Below are 19144 nucleotides of genomic sequence, written 5' to 3'. Positions count from 1 at the left end.
CTGATCTACAGCTTGCCTAACGCCGCCTCCAACACCCGAATCGCGCGCAGGTACTCCACGATCTCGATGTGCTCCCCTGGCGTGTGATCGAGGCTGGAATCACCGGGGCCATAGGCCAGGATGGGGCAGCGCCAGGCCGGGCCGACGACGTTCATGTCGCTGGTGCCGGTCTTGAGCAGGTAGCCGGGCCGGCCGCCTTCCTGGCGGATGCCGGTCAGCAGGGCGCGGGCCAACGGGGTGTTCTTGTCGGCGACGTAGGCAGGCTCCTGACCGGAGAAGGTCAGCGTGAACGACGCTTGCGCAGCGTTGACCTGCTGCGCAAGCGCGGTCATGTCGGCTTGCAGGGCGGCCAGGTCACAGGCCGGCGGCAGGCGCAGCCCCACGCGCAGATCGGCCCACTCGCGCAGGCCGTCGGCGCCGCTCGCCAGGCTGCGCAGGCTGGGCAGCAGTTGGCGAAAGGGGCCTTCCCAGTTTTCGTTGTGCGCTTTCGTGTAGCCAATGACGCTCTGCCACCAGGCTGCAGCCTGTTCGTTGACGCCCAGGCGGTCGCCGGCGCTGTGGCCGCACGGGCCGGCGACGTGCAGATCGGCCAGCAGGCGCCCTTTGTAACCCAACGTCACGCGCTCCCAGCCGCTCGGTTCGCCGATCAGGCACGCGGCGGGGACGCCCTCGGCCAGGAAGCGGTCGCGGATCAGGCGTGCGCCCCGGCTGCTGGCAGCCTCTTCCTCGGTCGCGCCGACGACCACGAAGCGCACGCCGGGCCGGGGGCCGATCCGCGCCACGGCCGCAGTGAATGCGGCCAGCGGCCCTTTGGCGTCCACGGCGCCGCGACCAAACAGCCTGCCGTCTTCGATGCGCACCGGAATCCGTCCCGGAACGGTATCTTGATGGCCTAGCAGCACGATCGTGCGCGGCGCCGCGGGGTCGCCCATCTCGCCGACGGCATTGCCGGCCTCATCCACGCAGGCCTTCGTGTAGTCATTGGCTATCATCTGCTCCACCAGGAAGGCTGCATGACGGCCTTCGCCGCCGGAGAGGCTTTCGATCTCGATCATCTCCTGCAGGAGTTGGACGGCCTGTGTGTCGTTCATCGCGCAAAATCCCCAATCCCCAACCCGAAAAAGCTGGAATCGAATGGCTCACACAAAGGCACGGAGACACGAAGTAGCTCTTGTGCGCCTTTGTGTCCTTGTGTGATGGTTTCTTGCAGATTGTGTAAGCCACGCCGTAGGTCACGCCTCCGGCGTGACGACGCCCTCTGCGCCGAATCACACTCTCTTGTGCCAGCGTCGGCCAGCCAGGAGACCGAACGACAGCCGCCCTCTTCCCCCCTTCTCCTCTCCGCCGCGCGGAGAGGAGAAGGGGCGGGGGTTGAGGTGAGGCCGCTAATCTCCCGCGGTGGTTCCGGCAAGAGCAGCAGCGACAGCCTCCACGGCCTGATCTAGCTGCGTGTGCGTGATGACCAACGGCGGCAGCAGGCGCAACACCGTGGGGCCAGCCGGCAGCGCCAACACGCCCAGGGCCTGCAGGCTTTGCAGATAGGGCGTGACCCGCGTGCGCAGCTCGACGCCGATCAGCAGGCCGCGTCCGCGCACCTGCCGCACCACGGGCAAAGGTGCTACGCGGGCCTGCAACTGCGCCAGGAGATACGCGCCCTTGGCGGCCGCCTGGCCGGGCAGATCGTCCCGTTCCAGCACAGCGAGCGTCGCCAGGGCCGCAGCGCAGGCCAACGGGTTGCCGCCAAAGGTGGAGCCGTGGCTGCCTGCGGGCAGCGGGCCAAAGCGTTCATGCAGCAGCGCCGCGCCCATCGGCACGCCGCCGGCGATGCCTTTGCCCAGGGCCATCAAATCGGGCGTTACGTCATCGTGCTGGCAGCCGAACCAGCGCCCCGTGCGCCCAAAACCGGTCTGCACCTCATCCGCGATCAGCAGCGCGCCGGCCTGGCGGCACAGCGTCTGCACGCCGGCCAGGTAGCCAGGGCTGGGGGGCCGCGCGCCCCCTTCGCCCTGCACCGGCTCAACGATGACGGCCGCCGTCTGATCATCGAGGCTGGCCGCCAGCGCCTCCAGGTTGTCATACGGGACATGGCGGAAGCCAGGCACCAGCGGCTCGAAGGGCTGGCGGTACTTCGGCTCCCACGTCGCGCTCAGGCTGCCAAAGGTGCGGCCGTGAAAGCTGCGCTGCATGGCGATGACGCCCGGCCGGCCGGTCAGCAGGCGGGCAAACTTGAGCGCGGCCTCCACCGCCTCCGTGCCGGAGTTGCACAGGAAGGCGCGGGTCAAACCGGCCGGGGCCAGCCCCGCTAACCGCGCCAGTAGGGTCGCCCGCCGGTCGTTGTAGAAGATCTCTGGACACGTGATGAGCGTCGCGGCCTGCTGCGCCACAGCCGCGGCCACGGCCGGATGCGCGTGGCCGATCAGCGCCACGCCCTGGCCGCTGGTGCAGTCGAGATAACGCCGCCCCGCGTCATCCCACACCCACACGCCTTCCCCGCGCACCAGGGTCAGCGGTCGTTTCGGATAGCAACCGCTGCTGTGCTCGTCCTCGATGTCGCTCCACGTCCGCTCAGCCATGCCCCGTTACCCCCTCCATGTTGAAGATCGGAGATCAGAGACCAGAGATCGGCGCGTGGAAGGCAGGTGATCTCCGGTCTCCGGTCTCCGGTCTCCAATCCGCGTTCCTGCTCCGGCCAGCGCATCGCGCAGCGGCGCCGCGCGGCGGCCGTCGCCGATGATGACGGTGGGCACGCCGCCTTGCAGCGCCTCTTGCGCGGCCAACACCTTGCGCTTCATCTTGCCTTGCGCATAGTCAATGGCCCTATCCAAATCGCCTAGTCTCAATCGAGGCAGCAGACTATCTTCGTCAGGGAAGCGGGAGAGCAAACCGGGCGCGCTGGTCAGCAGGATCAGCGTGTCCGCATGCAGCGCGACGGCCACCGCGGCCGCGGCGCGGTCGCCATCCACGTTGATCGCCTCATGGTTGAAGCTGAGTGCGGGCGGGGTCAGCACCGGGAAGTAGCCGTTGTCCAGCAGCAGGCTCAGCAGGCCCGCGTTGACCTCCTCCACCTTGCCGGTGAAGTCGTCGCGCAGCACTTTCTGGCGGCCGTTCTCCACGATGCGCAGCACATCCTTGCGCGGCCCGCGCAGCAGTCCTCCGTCCAGCCCGCTGAGGCCCACGGCGTTGACGCCCAGTCCTTGCAGGCGCTCAACCAAGCCTTTATTGATCTGACCACAGTAGGCCATCTCGAAAATCTCCAGCGTGCGCCGGTCGGTGCGCCGGCTGACATGACCCGACGTCGAGGTGACATACTGCGCGGGGTGGCCCAACGCCGCCGCCAGCTCATCGGTCGTCTCCGCGCCGCCATGCACCAGCACCAGCCGTTCTCCCTGCTGCAGCCGGTCAGCGATCTCCTGGCACAGCCCGTCCAGGTTCAATCCCTTGCCGCCGCCGATTTTGACTACGATCATGTTCATACCCTCAATGACAGCCTGAGATCAGAGACCATGTGCGGGCGGCCCTGCGTGGTCGCCCAAGACCGGAGACCATCCGCCTTCCACACACCTGATCTCTGATCTCCGATCTCCAATCTTCGATCTCCAATCACACCGGATGCAGCCCCGCAAACCCCAATCCCGCGGTCTCGTCCCAGCCCGCCATCAGGTTCAGACACTGCACCGCGCTGCCGGCCGCGCCCTTCATCAGATTGTCCAGCGCGCATAAAACCACGACGCGGCCAGTCACCGGGTCAAGCTCGAAACCGACGTCGGCGTAGTTGCTGCCGGCCAAGATTTTTGGCTCCGGGTAGCGGTAAAGCCCCTGGCGCTCCTTGACGATGCGCACGAACGGCTCGCTGCCGTACGCGGCCCGATACGCGCCCCACAGGTCCTTGTCGTTGAGACTGCGATCGGCCAGAAACACATGCCCGGTGGCTAACACCCCGCGCACCAGCTCCACGGCTGTCACCGACAGGTGAACCGGCGGCGCCGCGCCGGTCAGACTGAGCGCCTGGCGCACCTCGGCCGTGTGGCGATGGCCGGTCGGCGCGAAGCTGCGCACGACGCCGGCGCGCTCCGGGTGGTGAGAGGACGGGCCTGGCTCTGCGCCGCCTTCGCTGGAACCGACCTTGACCTCTACCACCACATCGCGCGTCGGGTCGGCCAGGCCGGCCTTGAACAGCGGCCATAGGGCCAGGTTAGCGGCCGTGGCGTTGCAGCCGACGCCGCTGACGTAACTGGCTCCGCGCAACTCCTCGCGGTGCAGCTCCGGCAGGCCGTAAACGAACCGATCGAGCCAGGCCGGCGCGGTGTGCGCCTGGCCGTACCAGGTGACATAATCATCGGCGCGGCGCAGGCGGAAGTCCGCGCTGAGGTCAATGATGCGCGGCGCCAGCGCGGCCAATTGTGCGATGCGCTGCTGCGCGGCGCCGTGCGGCAGGCAGCTGAAAAGCACGTCTACCGGCTGCAGATCGCTGGCGGCGCTGAATTTCAGCCGCGTACGGCCGCGCAGGTTGGGGTGGACGAAGTGCACGAAACGACCCGCGTGGCGCTCCGACGTGACCTGGACCACGTCCGTGTGCGGATGGTCGAGCAGCAGGCGCAGCAGCTCGCCTCCGGTGTAGCCGGAACCGCCCAGGATGGCGACGCGCAGGCGCTGGCTCACGGCCCGACCTCTGCCGCGCCCGACTGACCGGCAGCGACTCCGGTCGCGCGCCAGCCGTTGGCCGCGGCCCAACCGTCACGCGCGACGCGCACGGCAAAGTCTACGATGCGCCCTGGAATATCCACGCCGGTCGGCTCGATCGAATTGCGGAACTCCATCGTGTAGTTGACCTCGTTGATCAGCAGGCCGCGCTCGGGATCCTCGAAGACATCAATCGCCACCACGCCGCCACCCACGGCCGTGGCCGCGGCCACGCACAGATCGTTTAGCTCTGGTGTGACCGGGCAGACGCTGGCCTGACCGCCGCGCGCCGTGTTGGTGATCCAGTGCGGCGAGTGGCGGTAGATGGCGCAGATGGTCTCGTTGCCCACGACGAAGGCGCGAATGTCACGACCCGGTTTGCGCACATATTCCTGGATATAGAAAATCGAGTGGTGGTAGGTGCCGAGCGTCTCCTTGTGTTCCAGGATGGCCTCGGCCGCCTCGCGATCGTTGATCTTGCTCAGCAGGCGGCCCCAGGAACCGACGGCTGGCTTGAGCACCACCGGGTAACCCAGGCTCTCGATGGCCTGCAACGCCGATTCAGGTGTGAAGGCCACCAGCGTGCGCGGCGACGCCACGCCGCAGCGAAAGAGCGCGCTGGTGGTCAGCAGTTTGTTGCCGCAGGTATCGGCCACCTGAAACGTATTGACCGTGGGCACCCCGGCGTCGTTGAGGATGCGCAGTGCATACAGGGCGCGGCTGTGATTGATGCAGCGTTCGATCACCACGTCGTAGTCGAAGCCGTTCCGCCCCAATTCAAAGATCACCTCGCGATCGTCAATCGTGGCGTGTTCGATGCCCCGCCTTTCCAGGGCGCCGATGATCAGTTTTTCTTCCACGCGCACGCGCGACAGCAGCACACCGATGCGCATGGCTTACTCTCCCCAATCCTCTTCGACTTCCGGCGCCAGGTCAACCGTCAGCGGGGCAGTGCTCAGCACCTCCAACTCGACGCCGCATTCCGGGCACTGTACGATTTCGCCGGCCACGACATCGCCGCCGATCTCGATCTGCGCGGCGCACTCAGGACACATTACGTTAGTCATCTTGCAATTCTCCTTTTGGTTTGCTTTTGTCGTCAGATATCGGAGATCGGAGATTAGAGATCGGGTACGTGGCGGGCGGGCGATCTCTGATCTCCGATCTCCATCCTCTCAATTACCGCCTGCGTCACCTCCGCAGTCGCGGCGGTTCCCCCGAGATCGGGAGGCAGCGGGCCGGTCGTCAACACGTGGTTGACGGCCCTTTCGATGCGGCCGGCGGCGTCTGCCTGCCCCAGGCTGCGCAGGAGCAGGGCGCCTGCCCGTATAGCGGCCAGGGGATTGGCGATGCCGCGCCCGGCGATGTCCGGCGCGGAGCCGTGCACCGGTTCGGCCACGACAAAGCGGTCGCCCTGGTTGGCTGACGCGGCCAGGCCCAGGCCCCCGGTCAGACCGGCCGCCAGGTCGCTGAGGATGTCGCCGAACAGGTTGGTGGTGACGATGACATCGAAATGCGCCGGCTCGCGCACCAGGCGATAGGCCACGCTGTCCACCAGCCCTTCTTCCACCTGCACATCAGGGTACCCGGCGGCCACGCTCAGCGCGACCTCGCGAAAGAGGCCATCGCTCACGCGCAGGATATTCGCCTTGTGCACCAGCGTAACCAGCCCGCGTCGTTGGCGGGCTTTTTCCAGGGCGACGCGCATAATGCGGTCGCTGGCGCGACGGGTGACGATGCGCTCGGCGATGGCGGTGTCGCCGCCTTCCCATCGTTCGCGCCCTGCGTAAAGTCCCTCCGTGTTCTCGCGCACGATCAGCAGGTCCACGTTCGGGCGACTGCCTGGCACAGGCGCGCTGACCGATGGCCGCAAATTGGCGTACAGATCGAACGCCTGGCGCAGCTGCACAATGGGGCTGCGGTAGCCAGTCACCGGATGAGATGGGCTGCTGACGGCGCCGAAGAGCGCGCCATCCATCTGCGCAAGCGTTTGCATAGTCTCATCGGCTATTGCGGCCCCAGTGCGCGCAAACGTTTGCCAGCCCACTTCTAGCTCGATGAACTGCAATGGGACTCCGGTCGCTTGCAGCACGGCGGCTGCGGCCGGCGTCACCTCCAGCCCGATGCCGTCGCCAGGTATCAGTGCGATCCGTAGAGGGGCGGCGGCCGTCTGCGATTGACTCATCTCGCTTCGCCGGTCGCGGCCAGGTGCGTCTTCAGATACGGAATCAGGCCGCCGGCGGCGACGATGCCGTGCACAGACGGCGACAGCGGCGGGAACTCGAAATCGCCGACCGCGCTGTGGATGACATGGGCATCGAGGTCAATTTCGATCGCGTCGCCGTGCTGCAAGGCGTCCACGGCCGCGGCGCAAGTCAGCGCGGGCAGGCCGTTGTTCACCGCGTTGCGGTAGAAGATGCGCGCAAAGCTACGCGCGATGACCGCGCCGACGCCGGCGTACTTCAGGCAGGTGGCGCCCTGTTCGCGGCTGCTGCCGCAGCCCCAGTTACGTCCGCCGATCACCACATCACCGGGCTGCACGCCGCGCGCAAACGTCGGATCCAAATCCTCCAGCGCATGGCTGGCGATCTCCGCGGGGTCGGTCACAGTATACGTATACTTGCCCGGAAAGATGACATCGGTGTTTACATTATCGCCGTATTTCCAGACACGGCCGCGAATCAGCGTCACTTTTCTATCTCCTCCTGCTGGGGGATAGTGGAGATCGGAGAACAGAGATTGGAGACCATGGTCGGGCGACCCTGCGTGGTCACCCAAGACCGGAGACCGGAGACCAGAGACCGGAAACTCTGGCGCGCACATCTTTCGCTTTCCACACACTTGATCTCCGATCTCTGTTCTCTGATCTCATCCTACAACCTCGCCTGGATGCACAATTTCCCCCGCCACCGCGCTGGCCGCAACGACGGCCGGGCTGGCCAGGTAAATCTGGCTGTCAGCCGTGCCCATGCGTCCCTTGAAGTTGCGATTGGCGCTGCTGATGCACACCTCGCCGGGCGCCAGGATGCCGAGGTGATTGCCCATGCAGGGGCCGCAGCCTGGCGGGCCGATCACCGCACCCGCCTCGATGAAAGTCTCGATATAGCCGGCGCGCAGCGCGTCACGGTAGACCTCGCTGGAGGCGGGGATGACCAGGAGTCGCGTGCCCGCAGCCACGCGACGACCGGCCAGGATGGCCGCAGCCTGCGCCAGGTCTTCCAAGCGCCCGTTGGTGCAAGTGCCCAGAAAGGCCTGCTGCACACGCGTGCCTGCGACCGCCGAAACCGGCGCCACATTGTCCACCGTATCAGGACAAGCCACACTCGGCTCAATGGCGTCGGCATCGAAGACGTGCCGCGCGGCGTAGACCGCATCGGGATCAGGATAGAGCGCGGTGGCGGCAAGTTGAGATTGAAGATCCGAGACCGCAGGTCGGAGACCGGAGACCGGAGACCGGTGATTGGAGGCCGAAGACTCCAACCCGCCCATCACTCGCCTTCCAGACGCCTGATCTCCGATCTCCGATCTCTGATCTCTAATCTCTGATCTCTGATCTCCGATCTCCGATCTCATCCTCCGCGCAGCCAGCCAGGCAAAAACCGCTTGATCCGGGGTCAGGTACGCGTTCTTGACGCCGAACTCGGCCATCATGTTGGGCAAGACCATGCGGCTTTCCAGGGAAAGGGCTTCGATGGCCGGGCCGCTGATCTCCACCGACGCATAGAGTCCGCCATCCGCGCCCAGGCAGCCGATAATGGCCAGGGCCAGGTCTTTGGCCGTGGCCCAACCATCCAGGCGTCCTTCCACGACGATCTGGATGCTCTCCGGCACGCGCAGCCACAGCTCCCCCGTCGCCCAGATGGCGGCCATTTCGCTGCGGCCGACGCCAGCGCCGAATGCGCCCAGCCACCCGAAGTGCGGCGTGTGCGAATCCGCGCCCAGTACGGTCTGCCCTGGCAGCGCAAGCGCTTCCTCGCTCAGCACCTGGTGGCAAATGCCGCGGCCCACCTCGAAGAAGTGCCGGATACCCTGATCGCTGACAAAGCGACGCACTTCCGCATGATTTTGGGCGTGCTGCGTCGTCGGCGCAGGCGCCGCATGGTCAAGCGTGATCGCCAGGCGCTCCGGGAAGCGCACCCGGCTGACGCCCAGCTGGCGAAAGATGCGCAAGATGGCCGCGGTATTGTCGTGGCTCAAGGCTACGTCAGGCTGCGCATCCACCACCTGGCCCGGTACGACCTCCGCCAGGCCGGCCGCGCGCGCGAGCGCCTTCTCCGCAAACGTTTTTCCCATGGTTAACCTCTTCACCGCGGCTGCCCACTGCTGCAGCCGTTATCTCTGCCATCTTCCATCTGCAATCTGGGATCTTCAATCATCGCAATCGTCAGCCTGCCAGCCCGTGCAGCCACAAATAGGCCAGCGCGCAGATCACCACGCGGTCTTTGATCGTGCCATCGGCCACAGCCTGCTTGAGCCACGCGAGCGTGACCCAATGGCTGCTGACGATTTCGGCCTCGTCCGGGTGCTGGCCACCTACCGGCCGCAAGTTGCGTGCGAGCACCAGGTGGCTGATGGCGTTGCCCAGGCCCGGGTTGTCCCAGAATGCGCCCAGGTATTCCAATGATTCGGCCTCATAGCCGCTCTCCTCGCGCAGCTCGCGGGCCGCGCAGACGAGCAGGTCTTCACCTGGATTAGTCAACCCGCCTGGCACTTGCCACACCACCTGACCGACGGGGTGACGATACTCTTGCTGCAGCAGGATTTCCCCGGCTGCGTTCAGCCCGACGATGCCCACGCCGGCCACCTCGCGATGCACGTTGGTGTACTCATAGGTGCGGCCGTCTGGCAGGCGCACCGTGTCCAGGGTGACGTGCAGCCAGCGGTTGCGAAATGCGTCGCGTGATTCCACCAGCTCCCAGGCGTTGATCGGCGCAGATGGTGTGATGTGGGATTGGTTCATGCAGCGACTCCATTGCGATGGGTGATTTCAGCCAGTGCGGTTTGGGCATGGGGGACAGGAATTCTGTGATGCCAGGCGCGCAGCACCGCGTCCACATCTTCCAACGCCATCGGTTTTTCGTCGGCCAGGGCTTTGATGTGCGCAGTGGCTTCTTTGAGATCATCGTCCGTCAGTTCCAGGCCCAGCTGGTCGGCGCGGCTTTTGACCGCGTTCCAGCCCGTCAGCCGATGAGCGATGTGAACATAACGCGTCAGGCCAAAATCGGCCGGATCGAGGATTTCGTAGGTGGAAGGGTTGTTGAGAATGGCTTTCGCGTGAATGCCGGCCTTGTGCGTGAACGCAGTGAAACCGGTGATGTAGTTGTTGAAAGGCACATCAATGCCCACAATGCCCGCAACCAGGTTTTCGACCTCACGCAGCAGGGGTAGATTGTACTTTCTCACGAGGCTGCGGTCGGTGGCATACAGGCGGGCAATCAAGCCGCCGAGCGGGGTGATGCCGTTGCGTTCCCCGATGCCAAGCACCGTCGTGTCCACGTGCGTCACTCCGGCTTCCAGCGCGCAATAGGCATTGGCAATGGCGCAGCCGCTGTCGTTATGCCCGTGGAACTCGATGTCACAGCTCACCAATTTGCGCAGCGTACTCACCAGGTCGTACACCTGCCGGGGGTTGGCGACGCCCACGGTGTCCGCGATGCCCACGCGGTTGACGCCAATCTGGTCTACGGCCCTGTAGATGGTGAGCAGGTCAACCAGGTCGGAGCGGAATGAATCCTCCGTGCTGAAGCGCACCTGCACGCCTTGACTCTTGATGAACTCCACCACGTTGATCGCCTGCTCGATGATGTAGGGGATGTCCTTGCCGTGGCTGAACTGACGCAGGTAGGACGAGGTGCCGATGACGACGTCAATCCCGTCCACCCCGGTGTCAACCGCCACGCGCGCATCGTCCATGTGACAGCGGGTGTGGGTGAGGATGCGGGTGCGTCGCGGGAGTGCGGCGATCGTGCGGCAGTCCTCCAGGCTCTGCGGCGAGGCCAGCGGCGAGGTCAATTCCAGGAATTCGACGCCGAACGCGTCCAGGGCTTTGGCAATCTCCACCTTCTGTGCGGTGGTGAAGAAGGCGTTGGCAAACTGCTCCCCCTCGCGCAATGTAGACTCGATAATGGCAAAATTCGTTAGCGACATGAAATCATCTCCTCAGGCAAACAGCGGGCAACAAAAAGCCGGCTCCAGGATGGCCTGGCAGCCGGCTTTGCTGTCCTATTGACGAGCAAGCACCATCTACCAGACGTGGGTGTCCGGCTTCTTGGCCTTGCTCTGCTTGCAAACAAACACGATGGTCATCATTACAATTCCTGTGTCTTGAACGGGCGGGAGTTTAGCATAGGCGCGGGGTGGTGTCAAATTGGAGCGGTGTTACGAGATCAGCGGCGGCGCGCGCGTGTCAGCGGTTTGAAGCCTTCGCCCAAGACCTCGGTGCTGGGATTAATCACCATGAACGCGTCGGGGTCCGCGGCGCTGACGATGCGGCGCAGGGCGCCGACCTCACGGCGGTGAACCACGGTGAAGAGCATGATGCGCTGGCTGCCGGTGAAACCGCCCTGGCCGGTTAGGACCGTGACACCGCGACCCAGGCTGTGCAGAATGGCCGTACGTACATCGTCTGGGGTTTGGGTGACGATGAACGCGGTGTGGCTGGCATTGAAACCCAGGTCAACGAAGTCAATCACGCGTGCCATAACCCAGGCGGTGATGAGTGCGTAGAGAGCCGGGCCCAGGCCGAAGAAGAGGGCGGCCAAGCCCAGGATGAGCGCGTCCATCGCGAGCAGCGAGCGCGACATGCGAATGCCGTAGAAGTGCTCAAGCAGCTTGGCGGGCAGTTCGGTGCCGCCGGAGGTGGCGCCGGCGCGAAAAACCAGCGCCTGGCCGGCGCCGAAGAGGAGACCTCCATAGGCCACATAGAGCAGCGGTTCGCCCTGCACCGTGGGGAGGTAGGGCTGCAGAAAGTCAATCGCGAGTGAGACCAGCACGGCCGCAGCGATCGTCTTGGGGCCGAACTCAGCCCCGAGCAGCCAGATGCCCAGCGCAAGGAATGGGATATTGAGCGCCAGCAGGGTCAGGCCGGTGGGCCAACCGCGCAGGCGGTTGGCAAAAATGGCAATCGCAGTGAAGCCGCCCGGCACGACGTTGTTTGGATCCAGGAAAATGTCCACCGCCAACGCCATCAAGAGGCAGCCCAGGGTGATGAAGAGGGCGTCGCGCAGGACGCGGTAGACAGGGTGCAGGCGCAGGCCGACCTCAGTGTTTGCCATTACCGGGCAAGGCGGGTATCCGCAGCATGAATTCATCTAGGGAGTTTGCCGCCAACGCCACATCCACCATCTGCTCTAGCTGATCGGTGTTCAATTGCTGCAGTTTGATTTGGACACTCGGCGGCGAGATTTGAAAGCGCACGCGCAGCACGCGCAGCAATTGACGCAAGGCACCCTGCTGCATGCCCTGCTGCATGCCCTGCTGCATGCCTTTCTGCATTCCTTTCTGAATTCCTTTTTCCATACCTTCGGCCAGGCCCTGCTCCAGGATTTCCTGATACCAGGGCGACTCGCGCAAGACGTTCATATCCCACCTCATGATCTGCTGCACTACCGGGATGTCGAACACGAAGCTGGCGAAAAAGGCCAGCAGCGGCTCCAGGTCGCTCAGTTTTTCATCTTGACGTAACATGCCCAACGCGCGGACGACAACCGGCTGTTGGGCGCCTCCCTTGAGCACTGGAGTAAACGGGAGCAGCGTGGGCAAGGGACGCTGCAAGACCATGTTGGCATCAACCGTCCACAGGTTGATGACCCGGTAATCCTGTCGCGCGTGCAGCCCCATGAACTCGGATTCGTAACGTTCAGCCACCTGGCTGTCACGCTTCGGCGGCAAGATGTTGATCAAGACCGGAAAGACCGGTAGATCGAAGGCTTCTTCTGCCAGGGCGGCGTAGGCGCGCATACGTCGAGGCAAACGCGGTTTGTAGCGTATTTGCAGTTCCGTCAGTTGCAGGAACTCGCCGTGTTCAGGGCTGAAGCAGCGCATCAGCACATCACTCGCGCGGTTGATCCACTGAAACTCGCTCGTGACCACTTCGCGGGCCACGACATCGCTGCGCTGCGTGACCCACTGCGCCCAGGCGTCTGGCGCCAGGCTGATCAGGCGTTTGCCGCCAATATCTGCTGCTTTGGGCATGATTCCCTCGGGTGGTTAGGCTTCACGCCAGGTTGACGACAGGCGCGCCATGGATAGCCGGATTGTCGTTGGTTGGCGAGTGCCTGCGGCAGCCGAGGCGCGTCCGATAACGCGCCTCGGCGATCTTATGACCTTATGGGCAGGAAGTGGCCCACATGGAGGCGACAGCCTGGACATCACGAATGTCGTTGACCTGGTCACAGCCGCCCCGCGCGCGGCAGTCCACGTCGGCGACCTGGCTGTAAGTGCCGTTGGTTTGGTACTGAATCCATGCGTTGGCGGTAAAGGCAATGTCTACCACATTCACATCCGTGTCGCCGCCCACCAGGCAGGAGCAATCAGGATCAGCCCAGTAGCAGGCGGACTCGGCCTGGCATGATTTGACGACGACGTCGTCCAGGTTCCAACCATCCGCGCGACCGACGCCAGTGTCGGAACCCACGCGGAAACGGAACTGCACGGTCTTCCCGGCGTAGGCATTGATATCCACCACCGAATTGAGCCAGTCCTGCGGGTCGCCGCACCAGGCATTGACCGTGCCCAAGGGGTTCCCGCTGGCGAATGGCCCATTATACGGGTCGGTGAGCAGCCCGCTGGTGATTTGCGCCCAGGTCGAACCGGCATTGGTGGTAATTTCCAGGATGCCGCCGTCGTAGCAGCCGCCGCTGCGGCTTTCGAACGATTGATAGTTCCAGAACTTGAGCGTCAGCGGCGACTGGCCGTTAGGCAGGGCAATGGCTGGCGAAACCAGGCGCTGATCGCTGGTGGTGGTGGGGTCGGTGGCATGGAAGGCCTGCACACCGCTGTGCACACGCGCTCCCCACAGCGTCCAGGTGTTGCCGCTGCCGCCTGATCCGAGGGTCCAACCATTGGCGCCGTTTTCGAAGCCTTCGCTCAGCAGGGTGCGCGGCAGATAACCGACGCTGCAATCGTTGGGCGCCGTGACAGTCGTGAAGGTGAATGTCCCCGAGTAACCGCCTGTTCCGCAGGCATTGTTGGCCCACACGCGCCAGTAGTAACGGCTGCTGGTGCCGAGCGATACCGTCGGTGTATAGCTGGTCCCCGTCAACCCCGAAGCCGACGCCGCGATGATCGTAAAGCCGCTGTCACGTGCGATTTGGATGTTGTAGCTGACGGCTTGAGCGACGGCGTTCCAGGTGAAGGTGGGTATCTCCGCGACCCCGGTGGCATTATTGGCCGGACTCACCAGCGTCGGCGCACTGGGCGCGCCGGTTGCGATATTGAGCGCGATCTGGCGGGTCAACGATCCGCCGCTGTAGCTGCCGGTCACGTTGATGTTGTACGTGCCCGCGGCGGCCGCGGCCGTGTTTCCGATGGTGAGTGTGGTGCTGCCAGGGCCGGCCACGGGATTGGTGGCGAAAGTTGCTGTGGTGCCGATCGGATTGCCGAGGGCGCTGAAGGTCACTGAGCCGGTGTAGCCCACATTGATGGTGTAGACGGCATTGGCTGGCGCGCAGATGGCCTGGCTCGCCGGGGTGGCGCTGAACGCCGATATCGTCAGGAAGGCGGCGCTGACCGCGCCCCAGTTGTTGCTGGCGTCCTTACCACGCACGAAAATCGTATGGCGACCAATGTTCAGGCCGGCGGTGTTGATCGTCGCGACGGCATTTTCGATCGGGTTGTTGAACGCGCCATCGGCCGGCGCCATCGGATTGGCAACCGCGCCAGCCTGCCAGGGCGGCAAATCTACGTAATACTCGACCGCGGCAATGTTCTGCGTTGGCTCGGTTCCGTTGCTGTTGTTGAAACGCGTGTCGTTGAGGGTCGCGGTCAGATTCACCAGGTCGCCCGCGGTCACCGCAGCGGGCGCGGCCGTCACGTTCAGGGCATCGGGGCCGGCTGCGGTCATGTACGGGGTGCGCGACACCTTGGCCGCATAAACCAGCGCCTTCATGTTGTTCGGCAGGATGGTATTCTCAAAGGTCGAGCAATCCTGGAAGAAATTGGTGCCCAGCTCAAACGTAAACGCAGCCACCCCCAGGTCGCCATAGCCAAAGTCGTCGGTGGTGCCGTCTGTGGCGTACAGACCAATGGACTGCTCGGGTGTGTAGTTGTTGAAGTAGGCGAACTTGCGCCCCAGCGTTTGGAAGGCTGTGCCATTGGGCGCCACAGTGCTGGTGAAACCCCACGGCCACAGCACCAGCTCGCTGTAGCTATGAAGATCCAGGTATACGCCGGTGGCATCGGCCGGCGCAGGATCGGTCAGGAGGGGGCCGCGCTGATCGGGGAAGATCGCCCGCAGGTAGTTCTGCACGGCCTGTGTTTCAGGCTCCGAGGCGGCGCTGGGGCCGCGGTAGGTTTCGGCGCATTGGCTGCTGCTGGACCCGCCGCAGCACCCCCACTGGAAGTTGAAGTTGCGGTTGAGGTCGGCGCCGCGGCTGGTGCTGGTGGCGCCGCAGTAATTCTGGTTGGTGTTCTTGCGCCACGATATGCCGGTCTCGGCCTGCTTGCGGCCATCGGGGTTGGTGTGGAACATGATATGTACTTCCTGGTGATCGAGAATCCAGGTGACATCGGGATCCACGTTGTAGTTCGTGACCAGGTATTCAGCGAAGCGCGTCGCCAGCTCAGCCGGTGTGTATTCGCGGGCATGAATGGAGGCCGTGATGAAGAACTTTGGCTTTGGTCCCGGGATGGCGGAATTCGTCAAGACCAAGACGTTCATGTCGTAGCCGCCCAGGCCCACCGATTTTTGCCAGGAGTTGCCCACATCAATAAAAGTGGCTAGTTGGGGGTAGTTGGCCACGATACTCTGCGCAGTGGCAAAGGTTTCCTCCACCGTGCGGTAACAGGGATAGCCGGGAATCCCATTCACCTGGTCGGGCGAAACCTCGGGCTTGCGGTTGAAGGCGGCAGTGCGCTCCGCGTCAACCTCCACTCGAAAGCCGAGCTGCTGGATGGCGGCATAGTCGGCGCTGTCCACCGCAACCAGGACGTACTTGTCGGTCTTGTTGTTGTACTCGAAGACATCGAAGTTAGCCAGTTGCACGATTTGGGCTGGATCGTCATAGTAGGCACGGATGACGACGGGGTCGGTAAGTCCCTCCGAATGGGGCGGAACGACCGGCGCCGCGTTGGCTGCCGGCAGCACGAGAGTGAACAGGACGAGCGTGAGCAGGAGACGAAAAACAGGTGAGCGTACCATGCGAAAACTCCTCTTCAAGGCATCTGATTCATTCATGCCAGATTCGCGAGTGCCGTCAAAGTGCAATCGCTGAAGACTGCGGAGGTATCCTCATTTTAGCTTTATTATAGCAGTCCCTTTCATTAAAAGCCAAACAAAAAGCCAAACAAATCATCCCAAATGAATTTTGTTGGCTGCGGCACGTAGCGCTGGCGCACGATTCCTGCGGCTGTTGGCGGCGTGGGCTGATCAGCGTGATGACGCGTTGGGTCACACGCGCCATTTGACAAATCGTAAGGCCGCGTCTATACTCTCGGCCATTCCAAACAGACCGTTCGTTTGTCAATCGAGGTAGCCGTGCTGGTTAGAACTTTGTCCCTTCCTGAGATTGCGATTAGCAAGCTCCTTGTCGGTGTAAGTGTCCGACGGGAGCCATTCGCGGTTTGGGAACAGTCGCGGTAGGACAGCACCTACCTTCGCAGCGCTGCAAAGACCTTCCCACCGCCGGGAAGGTTTTTTGTTACCTATTCTTGCCCCCGCATGACGCCCCCTGAATTATCTGGCATTGACGCCAAACGGGTTGCAATGACGCCCCTGGCCACACAGCACTTTTTTGCCGTGGTCAGGGGTTTTTTATTTCAACATTCATTATCCACATGAAGGAGACTACGATGAAACTGAGCGGCGCCCAAATGGTGTGGGAAATCATGGTGCGTGAAGGGGTGGAAGTCGTTTTCGGTTATCCGGGCGGCGCCAACTTGCCGATCTATGACGCGATGGTGCAGTATCCCGTGCGCCATGTCCTCGTGCGTCACGAGCAGTGCGCAGCGCACATGGCGGATGGGTACGCCAGGGCCACAGGGCGGGTCGGCGTCTGCATGGCGACCTCTGGCCCCGCGGCCACCAACCTGGTGACTGGGCTTGCTACCGCGCTGTTGGATTCGATACCGCTGGTGGCCGTCACCGGCCAGGTGGCGACGAGCCTGCTCGGCGGTGATGCTTTTCAGGAAACCGATGTGACCGGCGTGACTCAACCTGTGACCAAGCACAACTATCTGGTCACCGATGTGCGCGAACTCCCGCGTGTCATGCGCGAGGCGTTCTACATTGCGCGCGAGGGGCGCCCGGGGCCGGTGCTGGTGGATATCTGCAAAGATGTGCAGAACGCCACGATTGAGTTCGAATACCCTGAGAAGATCTTCCTTCCCAGCATGACGCGCACGCGTCGTCCCGCCCCACAGGCGATCGAGCAAGCCGCGCGCTTGATCAACCAGGCCAAGCGGCCGCTGGTTCTGTCGGGCCACGGTGTGCAGATTGGCGGCGCAGAGGCTGAGCTGATGGAACTGATCGAGAAGGCCGAAATCCCTATGGTCACCACGCTTCTGGGGATCGGCAATATCAACGAAACGCATCCATTGGCTTTGGGCATGGGTGGCATGCACGGCGAGGCCACCACGAACCTGGCTGTGCAGCAGTGCGACGTGTTGATTGCCATTGGTATGCGCTTCGACGATCGGGTTACCGGGCGTTTGGATAAATTCGCCCGCCAGGCGAAGATCATCCATTTTGAACTCGACCCGGCCGAAGTGGGCAAGAATGTCAAGGCCGACGTGGCCGTGGTGGGCGACTGCAAGCAGACGCTGACCGATCTGCTGCCGCACATCGAGCCGGCGCGTCACCTGGATTGGCTGCAAACCATCATGCATTGGCAGGAAGACACACATCAGCGCGACATCGTGCAGGCCGAAGTGGATGAACTCATCCCACCGTATGTGATGCGTGAGCTGTGGCACGCCACCAAAGGTAATACCTTCGTCGTGAGCGACGTGGGCCAGCATCAGATGTGGGAGGCGCAGTATTTCATTCACGAGCGCCCGCGCCAACTCATCACCTCGGGCGGCCTGGGCACGATGGGCTTTTCGGTGCCAGCCGCCATGGGCGCCAAAGTCGCCTTTCCCGATCAACTGGTTTGGGCCGTGGTGGGCGACGGCGGTTTCCAGATGACGATGCAAGAGCTGGGGACGATCGTGCAAGAAAACATCCCGATCAAGATCGCGATCATCAACAACGGCTTCCTGGGCATGGTGCGCCAGTGGCAGCAGTTCTTCTACGAGAAACGTTACTCCTCAACGCCGATCTTCAGTCCAGACTACGTAAAATTGTGCGAAGCCTATGGCATCCGCGCGCGGATGGTGGATCGCAAGGAAGATGTGGCCGCGGCCTTTGCCGAAGCCAACGCGCATGATGGCCCATTCCTGATCGAGTTCCGCGTCAAGGAAGAGGTCAACGTCTATCCGATGGTCGCGCCTGGCTCGGCCGTGGACGACATGATTCGACGCCCCAAGGCGATCGTGCAAGGGTACAGCGGCGTGCAGCCAAGCTGGTAGACGGAGATCAGACACTGGAGACTGGAGACCGGAGATCGGGCTTGTGTGGAAGACGGACCAGGCGCATCGAAAGCGAAGTCTGAAGCTTGCACCGACACAACGCCCGCCGTACGACTGGTCTCTGGTCTCGGATCTCTGATCCCTGACTGGAAAGAAGGAGAAGCGAGATGAAGCAGACATTAGTGGCATGGATGGAAGACACGCCCGGCGTCCTGAACCGGGTGACTGGCATGTTTCGCCGCCGAAATTTCAACATTGAAAGCCTGGCCGTGGGGCATAGTGAGACGCCAGGCATCTCCCGCATGACCTTCGTTGTAGATGGCGACGAACGTATGGTGGACCAGGCGGTTAAGCAGTTGGAGAAGGTCATCAACATCTACAAGGTGGAGAACGTCAGCCAGGCGCCGGCCGTTATGCGTGAGTTGGTGCTGGTGCGGGTGCGCGCTGAGGGCGCCACGCGCTCTGAGATCGTACAGTTGGCTGACATCTTCCGCGGCCGCATCGTAGATGTGGCGATGGATTCCATCGTCGTCGAGATGACAGGCCCGGAAAGCCGCATCAACAGCTTCCTGGACCTGATGCGCAATTTTGGCATTCTGGAAATGGTGCGCACCGGCCGCGTGGCATTGGCGCGCGGCTTCAACAGCGTCACCCGCGAAATGGAAGTCACGCCGGGGTGGCAAAACGGCAACGGCCACAGCAAACCATAGGGGCGCGGCTTGGCGCCGGCCCAGCGTGA

At 63.4% G+C, this 19144-nt stretch carries 16 protein-coding genes; 2 read left to right on the top strand and 14 right to left on the bottom strand.

Going from position 1 to position 19144, the window contains the following annotated elements; all coding sequences use genetic code 11:
• Positions 1-5: 5 nt before the first annotated feature.
• From ACPQ6D_RS06250 to ACPQ6D_RS06185, 14 genes are all read right to left on the bottom strand, one after another.
• Positions 6-1091 (bottom strand): [LysW]-lysine hydrolase, encoded by a 1086-nt coding sequence (locus ACPQ6D_RS06250; protein ID WP_423223439.1) that lies wholly within the window; start codon positions 1089-1091, stop codon positions 6-8.
• 294 nt (positions 1092-1385) lie between these two features.
• Entirely contained in the window at positions 1386-2573 is a 1188-nt protein-coding gene (locus tag ACPQ6D_RS06245) for an aspartate aminotransferase family protein (RefSeq protein WP_423223438.1), read from the bottom strand.
• Positions 2574-2579: 6 nt separating this feature from the next.
• Positions 2580-3467: a [LysW]-aminoadipate kinase gene (locus tag ACPQ6D_RS06240; RefSeq protein ID WP_423223437.1), complete on the bottom strand. Its 888-nt coding sequence runs from the start codon at positions 3465-3467 to the stop codon at positions 2580-2582.
• A 133-nt stretch (positions 3468-3600) separates the two neighbouring features.
• Complete coding sequence (gene argC / locus ACPQ6D_RS06235; protein ID WP_423223436.1) at positions 3601-4659, bottom strand: N-acetyl-gamma-glutamyl-phosphate reductase; 1059 nt, start codon at positions 4657-4659, stop codon at positions 3601-3603.
• The gene (gene lysX / locus ACPQ6D_RS06230; RefSeq protein WP_423223435.1) at positions 4656-5573 is read right to left on the bottom strand and encodes a lysine biosynthesis protein LysX; all 918 of its coding nucleotides are present in this window, start codon (positions 5571-5573) and stop codon (positions 4656-4658) included. The genes argC and lysX overlap by 4 nt, the downstream gene beginning before the upstream one ends.
• 3 nt (positions 5574-5576) lie before the next feature.
• On the bottom strand, positions 5577-5747 hold the full coding sequence (gene lysW, locus ACPQ6D_RS06225) for a lysine biosynthesis protein LysW (protein WP_423223434.1): 171 nt from the start codon (positions 5745-5747) through the stop codon (positions 5577-5579).
• 53 nt (positions 5748-5800) lie between these two features.
• Positions 5801-6865 (bottom strand): isocitrate/isopropylmalate dehydrogenase family protein, encoded by a 1065-nt coding sequence (locus ACPQ6D_RS06220; RefSeq protein WP_423223433.1) that lies wholly within the window; start codon positions 6863-6865, stop codon positions 5801-5803.
• A complete protein-coding gene (locus ACPQ6D_RS06215; protein WP_423223505.1) occupies positions 6862-7365 on the bottom strand; it encodes a 3-isopropylmalate dehydratase small subunit in 504 nt (167 codons plus the stop codon). The genes ACPQ6D_RS06220 and ACPQ6D_RS06215 overlap by 4 nt, the downstream gene beginning before the upstream one ends.
• Positions 7366-7548: 183 nt before the next feature.
• Positions 7549-8973 (bottom strand): aconitase family protein, encoded by a 1425-nt coding sequence (locus ACPQ6D_RS06210; RefSeq protein ID WP_423223432.1) that lies wholly within the window; start codon positions 8971-8973, stop codon positions 7549-7551.
• 91 nt (positions 8974-9064) lie between these two features.
• Entirely contained in the window at positions 9065-9640 is a 576-nt protein-coding gene (locus ACPQ6D_RS06205; RefSeq protein ID WP_423223431.1) for an NUDIX hydrolase, read from the bottom strand.
• The gene (gene lysS / locus ACPQ6D_RS06200) at positions 9637-10827 is read right to left on the bottom strand and encodes a homocitrate synthase (RefSeq protein ID WP_423223430.1); all 1191 of its coding nucleotides are present in this window, start codon (positions 10825-10827) and stop codon (positions 9637-9639) included. Before lysS ends, ACPQ6D_RS06205 begins: the two co-directional genes overlap by 4 nt.
• 239 nt (positions 10828-11066) lie before the next feature.
• Positions 11067-11954 (bottom strand): YitT family protein, encoded by an 888-nt coding sequence (locus tag ACPQ6D_RS06195; RefSeq protein ID WP_423223429.1) that lies wholly within the window; start codon positions 11952-11954, stop codon positions 11067-11069.
• Positions 11941-12873: a DUF4351 domain-containing protein gene (locus ACPQ6D_RS06190; RefSeq protein WP_423223428.1), complete on the bottom strand. Its 933-nt coding sequence runs from the start codon at positions 12871-12873 to the stop codon at positions 11941-11943. The genes ACPQ6D_RS06195 and ACPQ6D_RS06190 overlap by 14 nt, the downstream gene beginning before the upstream one ends.
• 133 nt (positions 12874-13006) lie before the next feature.
• A complete protein-coding gene (locus ACPQ6D_RS06185) occupies positions 13007-16039 on the bottom strand; it encodes a M14 family zinc carboxypeptidase (RefSeq protein WP_423223427.1) in 3033 nt (1010 codons plus the stop codon).
• 650 nt (positions 16040-16689) lie between these two features.
• Between ACPQ6D_RS06185 and ilvB the strand changes: the two genes are divergently transcribed.
• Together ilvB and ilvN are read left to right on the top strand one after the other, a co-directional pair.
• Positions 16690-18405, top strand: a complete 1716-nt coding sequence (gene ilvB, locus ACPQ6D_RS06180) for a biosynthetic-type acetolactate synthase large subunit (protein WP_423223426.1) — start codon at positions 16690-16692, stop codon at positions 18403-18405.
• A 167-nt stretch (positions 18406-18572) separates the two neighbouring features.
• Entirely contained in the window at positions 18573-19115 is a 543-nt protein-coding gene (gene ilvN / locus ACPQ6D_RS06175; protein ID WP_423223425.1) for an acetolactate synthase small subunit, read from the top strand.
• Positions 19116-19144: the final 29 nt, after the last annotated feature.

The sequence above is a fragment of the Candidatus Amarolinea aalborgensis genome (assembly GCF_900491745.1).
Lineage (GTDB): Bacteria > Chloroflexota > Anaerolineae > SSC4 > Amarolineaceae > Amarolinea > Amarolinea aalborgensis.
The sequence above is the reverse complement of the archived record's forward strand: the minus strand, read 5'-3'. Positions and strand labels throughout refer to the sequence as shown.

Coding starts and splice junctions, on each gene's coding strand:
- ACPQ6D_RS06245 (WP_423223438.1), bottom strand. CDS start 2,573: ATGGCTGAGCGGACGTGGAGCGACATCGAGGACGAGCACAGCAGCGGT.
- ACPQ6D_RS06210 (WP_423223432.1), bottom strand. CDS start 8,973: ATGGGAAAAACGTTTGCGGAGAAGGCGCTCGCGCGCGCGGCCGGCCTG.
- ACPQ6D_RS06250 (WP_423223439.1), bottom strand. CDS start 1,091: ATGAACGACACACAGGCCGTCCAACTCCTGCAGGAGATGATCGAGATC.
- ACPQ6D_RS06190 (WP_423223428.1), bottom strand. CDS start 12,873: ATGCCCAAAGCAGCAGATATTGGCGGCAAACGCCTGATCAGCCTGGCG.
- ACPQ6D_RS06240 (WP_423223437.1), bottom strand. CDS start 3,467: ATGATCGTAGTCAAAATCGGCGGCGGCAAGGGATTGAACCTGGACGGG.
- ilvN (WP_423223425.1), top strand. CDS start 18,573: ATGAAGCAGACATTAGTGGCATGGATGGAAGACACGCCCGGCGTCCTG.
- ACPQ6D_RS06220 (WP_423223433.1), bottom strand. CDS start 6,865: ATGAGTCAATCGCAGACGGCCGCCGCCCCTCTACGGATCGCACTGATA.
- ilvB (WP_423223426.1), top strand. CDS start 16,690: ATGAAACTGAGCGGCGCCCAAATGGTGTGGGAAATCATGGTGCGTGAA.
- ACPQ6D_RS06185 (WP_423223427.1), bottom strand. CDS start 16,039: ATGGTACGCTCACCTGTTTTTCGTCTCCTGCTCACGCTCGTCCTGTTC.
- lysX (WP_423223435.1), bottom strand. CDS start 5,573: ATGCGCATCGGTGTGCTGCTGTCGCGCGTGCGCGTGGAAGAAAAACTG.
- ACPQ6D_RS06205 (WP_423223431.1), bottom strand. CDS start 9,640: ATGAACCAATCCCACATCACACCATCTGCGCCGATCAACGCCTGGGAG.
- lysW (WP_423223434.1), bottom strand. CDS start 5,747: ATGACTAACGTAATGTGTCCTGAGTGCGCCGCGCAGATCGAGATCGGC.
- ACPQ6D_RS06195 (WP_423223429.1), bottom strand. CDS start 11,954: ATGGCAAACACTGAGGTCGGCCTGCGCCTGCACCCTGTCTACCGCGTC.
- lysS (WP_423223430.1), bottom strand. CDS start 10,827: ATGTCGCTAACGAATTTTGCCATTATCGAGTCTACATTGCGCGAGGGG.